The organism is Deltaproteobacteria bacterium (genome assembly GCA_030654105.1).
Classification (GTDB): domain Bacteria; phylum Desulfobacterota; class SM23-61; order SM23-61; family SM23-61; genus JAHJQK01.
This window is the reverse complement of sequence record JAURYC010000030.1, coordinates 1-4,321: the sequence shown is the minus strand read 5'-3', so window position 1 is coordinate 4,321 and position 4,321 is coordinate 1. Positions and strand designations below refer to the sequence as shown.

The window sequence follows — 4,321 nt, the reverse complement described above, 5'->3', positions numbered from 1 at the left end:
CCGGTTTGATTGTGCCTATTTTTATCGAGGAATCCATGACTGATCCGTAAAAACCATTTGCCAAATTTTCAAACTCGATAATTCCCCCCTCCCCTACAAATCCGAATTTTTTCACAGCTTCGGGGAGGGTGGGGGTAGGGGTGACAATGGTTCAGAATTTCAAAGCCTTTCATTCTGCTCTCCCTCACCCCGTCCCTCTCCCGCCAGGGGAGAGGGGGCCTGGTAATGAAGAAAAGTATTTTTAAAAACCCATGGCTTCCCTATCTTCTGGTTGCTCCCCAGATGATCGTTGTTTTGGTTTTCTTCTTCTGGCCGGCCTTCGACTCGCTCCGCCTATCGGTCTTTAAGACCTCTCCATTTGGCGACATCCAGATATTCGTAGGGCTGGAGAACTTTACCCAACTTCTCCTGTCCCCTGAATACTATCGGAGTGTATACCATTCCTTCATTTTCTCCCTGGGAGTTACCTTTTCCTGCCTAGCTGTATCTCTATTCCTTGCAGTTTTGGCCAATCAGAAGATTCGCGGCCTCACCTTCTACCGCTCGGCAATTCTCTGGACCTTTGGGGTTGCACCTCCGGTCGCCGGCATCATCTGGCTCTTCATCTTTCATCCTTCCTACGGGATTCTAAGTTACCTCCTGGCCAAGATCACAACCTACGAATTCAACTGGCTGCTGAAAGGCTGGGTTGCCATTTTGCTGATAATCTTTGCTGCCACCTGGGCTCATTTGGGCTATAATGTGGCCTTTTTCCTGGCAGGTCTCCAGACCATTCCCCAAGCTGTTATGGAAGCAGCCAGAGTGGACGGCGCCAGCGGCCTCAGACTCTTCCGTTGGATTACTTTTCCCCTCTTATCGCCGGTGACCTTCTTCTTGTTTATCATGAATATGGTTTTTTCTTTCTTTGAGACTTTCGGCCTGATCCACGCAGTTACTAGGGGCGGGCCAGGAGATACGACAACCATTATGGTTTACAAGGCCTACGTGGATGGTTTCGTTCATTTGCGGATGGGGCTATCGGCAGCCCAGTCCGTTATCCTGATGGCCCTGGTCATCACCCTTACGGTCCTCCAATTCCGCTTTACGGAAAGAAAGGTATTCTATTGATCAAACCTCGTTTATCCAAAAATGGGCATAAGGGCAAACGGGAATGGTCAAAAGTCGTCGTCCATCTCCTCCTGATTTCGTCCATCCTGATGATCGGGTTTCCCCTTTATTACGCTTTTGTGATCAGCACCCAGAGCATGGAGGAAGCCACTCAAATGCCTCAAAAACTCCTCCCATCAACCCATCTCTGGGATAACTACGTAACGATCTGGAACCGTCTCGACCTGGGGCGGCTTCTCCTGAACAGTGCCATTGTAGCTCTCGCCGTCAGCATCGGGAAAATTGTCATATCCATTTTTTCCGCCTTTGCCATTGTTTTTTTCAATTTCCGGGGGAAACAAATTTTCTTCTGGATGATCTTCGTCACCTTAATGCTTCCGGTCCCGGTCCGCATCATCTCCACCTATCAGGTCATCAGTCAGTTAGGATGGGTTGACACCTATTGGGGGCTGACCATTCCCCTCATCGCCTCGGCGACGGCTACATTTCTTTTCCGGCAGTTCTATCTGACCATCCCGGATGAGCTGGTGGATGCAGCGAAAATTGACGGCTCCGGTCCTTTGCGTTTTCTCTGGTCAATCCTTCTTCCCAATTCCGGGGCCAACATAGCCGCCCTCTTCGTAGTCATGTTTATCTACGGTTGGAATCAATACCTCTGGCCTCTCATGGTGACCGGTTCGGAAAAAATGAGAGTCGTGGTGGTAGGGATCGCCTCCACCATCCCTGCGGGAACCCAGCCTCCCGAGTGGAACTTAGTCATGGCCGTGGCCATGATCGCCCTTCTCCCCCCTGTTCTGGTGGTGCTTCTGATGCAACGCTATTTCATGCATGGATTGCTCGAAACGGAAAAATAAATTCTTTGGTTCCCGATGGGAGGAATGGATGAATCATTTCGCCATTGATAAAAAATGGGTGGGAATTTTATATATTCTTTTGAGTATAGGGATGGGAGGACAGATGGGTTGTGCAGCAAAAAAAATTGAGGATTCGATGAAACCAACCTGGAAAACAAGGTTTCCAGTGATGGTTATTGCCCACCGGGGATTTTCTGGTGAGGCACCCGAAAACACTTTGGCTGCTTTCCGCAAAGCCATCGAGGTTGGGAGCGACATGCTGGAATTGGATGTTCAATTCTCTAAGGATAAAGAAGTAGTGGTAATCCACGATGAAATTTTAGAGCGAACTACGAACGGCCAAGGCCAAGTTGCCGACTTTACCTTAAAAGAACTGAAAAAGCTGGACGCGGGTTCCCGGTTTGGTCCTCAATTTTCTGGAGAACGGATTCCCACCCTAAAAGAGGTTCTGAAAATTACCAGCGACCGGATATTGGTCAATATCGAAATAAAAAATCCAACCTATAGTCAGTATGCAATTACGGAATTAGCCGACCGGGCTTTGCGGGAAGTAAAAAAAACCGAGATGTTGAATCAGGTGATCTTCTCTTCTTTTAACCCCATTGCCCTGGAACGAATCAAAACAAGAGAGCCTCGGGCCTGGGTGGCCTTGCTCTATCATAAAGACTGGAATTCCCTGCGGGAAATAACGGCTGGGGAATCTTTCTTTATCCTGAACTTGCGGAGGAACTTTCTTACCAAGGAGAAAATTACCAAGATCCACCAGGAAGGGATGAAGGTGAACGTCTATACGGTTGATTCCGCAGAAGAGATGGAGCAATTCATCCGCTGGGGAATCGACGGGATCATCACCAACCAGCCTGGGCAATTAATCAAAATCCTGCAAAAGAAATTTGGTTAAGTTATTAAAAAAAATTGGCGGGCCCGGCTTTTTCTCTGGGATTTTACTTCCAGCAAAAAAATTACTGCAAATAGACTTGGATTAATTTCCACAATTCGTCTTTCCCCTCGCCGGTTACCGCTGAAAAAAATAAGAAGGTTTTCCCTGAGAGCAACGGGATGGCAGTCAAGGCTTTCTTCTGTCTGGCCCTTTCGATTGGCGAGAGTTTATCAGCCTTAGTGAGGGCAATGGTACAGGGAATCCCGTGATAATCTAACCAATCGAGCAAAGCCAGATCACCCGGTGAAGCCCCCCGGCGAGCGTCCAGGATCAGGACGACCAGGCGAATCTCCTGCCGGGTTTGCAGGTAGCTTTCCACCATGGGTTTCCAGGTTTTTCTTACTTCGAGAGGGACTTTGGAGTAACCATATCCCGGAAGGTCCACCAAGGATATCTTACCATTCACCCGGAAAAAATTGATCATCTGCGTCCGGCCCGGGCTGGAGCTGGTCCTGGCCAGGTTCTTCCGATTCACCAGAACATTAATCAACGAAGACTTCCCTACATTGGATTTTCCAGCCACCGCCACTTCCGGGAAATTTCCCGTTGGATACTCGGAAGGTTTGGTTGCGCTTTTGATAAATTCGGCCGAGACGATTTTCATGACCCCTTTTTTCCTCTCTCCTTCGGTTTCCAGTCATCCCTCAAATACCGGGCCAGCCTTCCCACGGCTTCCTCGATTTTCTCCATGGAGTTGGCATAGGAAAAGCGTAAGTAACCTTCGGCGTTGGTCCCAAAGTCAATCCCCGGAGTGCATCCCACTTTCGCCTTTTTGAGAATGTCAAAGGCCAAGTCGAAAGAATTGGCCGTGTAACACCGGGCATTGGCCAGAATATAAAAGGCTCCCGTGGGCTCCACGGTTATTCCCATCCCCATCTCTCGCAGCTTTTGGATGAGAAATTTTCGCCGGGTGTTGTAAATGCTCCTCATGCGGGCTACATCCGCATCCGCCTCCTTCAGGGCGGCGATCCCGGCCCATTGCACGAAAGCGTTGGCCGAGATGAAAAAATTTTGGTGCATCTTCTGCAGGGGCCGGATAAATTCCGACGGCACGATCAGGTACCCCAAACGCCAGCCCGTCATGGCATAAAGCTTGGAGAATCCGTTGATCACCAAGGCGTTCCGGGTGAACTCCAGGATGGAATGCTCCTTCCCTTCATAAACCAAACCATGGTAAATTTCATCGGATACGACTGTTTTTCCGAAACCGACAATGGCCTTCAGTCGCTCCGGTGGCATAAAATTCCCAGTGGGATTCGCCGTAGAATTGACCATGACCGCTTTGGTCCGCGGCCCGAGAAGGGGCTTGATTTCTTCCGGCCGGTATTGAAATCCTTCTTCTTCGAATACGTTTACGAATACGGGTTTCCCTTCCACTATGCGTACGAAATTCGGGTAACAGGCGTAGTAAGGATTGGGA

Annotated in this window: 5 protein-coding genes; 3 read left to right on the top strand and 2 right to left on the bottom strand. The window is 49.3% G+C overall.

The window, feature by feature from the left end:
* The first annotated feature begins 225 nt into the window (after positions 1-225).
* From Q7V48_01185 to Q7V48_01175, 3 genes are read left to right on the top strand one after another with little or no spacing between them, the layout of a single operon-like run.
* On the top strand, positions 226-1,107 hold the full coding sequence (locus tag Q7V48_01185; GenBank protein MDO9209355.1) for a sugar ABC transporter permease: 882 nt from the start codon (positions 226-228) through the stop codon (positions 1,105-1,107).
* Positions 1,104-1,961, top strand: a complete 858-nt coding sequence (gene ugpE, locus Q7V48_01180; GenBank protein MDO9209354.1) for a sn-glycerol-3-phosphate ABC transporter permease UgpE — start codon at positions 1,104-1,106, stop codon at positions 1,959-1,961. The genes Q7V48_01185 and ugpE overlap by 4 nt, the downstream gene beginning before the upstream one ends.
* A 28-nt stretch (positions 1,962-1,989) precedes the next feature.
* Positions 1,990-2,862, top strand: coding sequence for a glycerophosphodiester phosphodiesterase family protein (locus tag Q7V48_01175; protein ID MDO9209353.1), 873 nt, complete (start codon positions 1,990-1,992; stop codon positions 2,860-2,862).
* A gap of 61 nt (positions 2,863-2,923) precedes the next feature.
* Here Q7V48_01175 and yihA read toward each other — a convergent pair whose 3' ends face one another.
* Positions 2,924-3,505: a ribosome biogenesis GTP-binding protein YihA/YsxC gene (yihA, locus tag Q7V48_01170; GenBank protein MDO9209352.1), complete on the bottom strand. Its 582-nt coding sequence runs from the start codon at positions 3,503-3,505 to the stop codon at positions 2,924-2,926.
* Positions 3,502-4,321, bottom strand: an 820-nt coding sequence (locus Q7V48_01165; protein ID MDO9209351.1) for an aminotransferase class I/II-fold pyridoxal phosphate-dependent enzyme, incomplete at its 5' end; no start/stop codon positions are given. The genes Q7V48_01165 and yihA, both read right to left, overlap by 4 nt.

Excerpts from the sequence above, each read along its gene's own strand:
- Q7V48_01185 (MDO9209355.1), top strand. The coding sequence starts at position 226 with ATGAAGAAAAGTATTTTTAAAAACCCATGGCTTCCCTATCTTCTGGTT.
- Q7V48_01175 (MDO9209353.1), top strand. The coding sequence starts at position 1,990 with ATGAATCATTTCGCCATTGATAAAAAATGGGTGGGAATTTTATATATT.
- yihA (MDO9209352.1), bottom strand. The coding sequence starts at position 3,505 with ATGAAAATCGTCTCGGCCGAATTTATCAAAAGCGCAACCAAACCTTCC.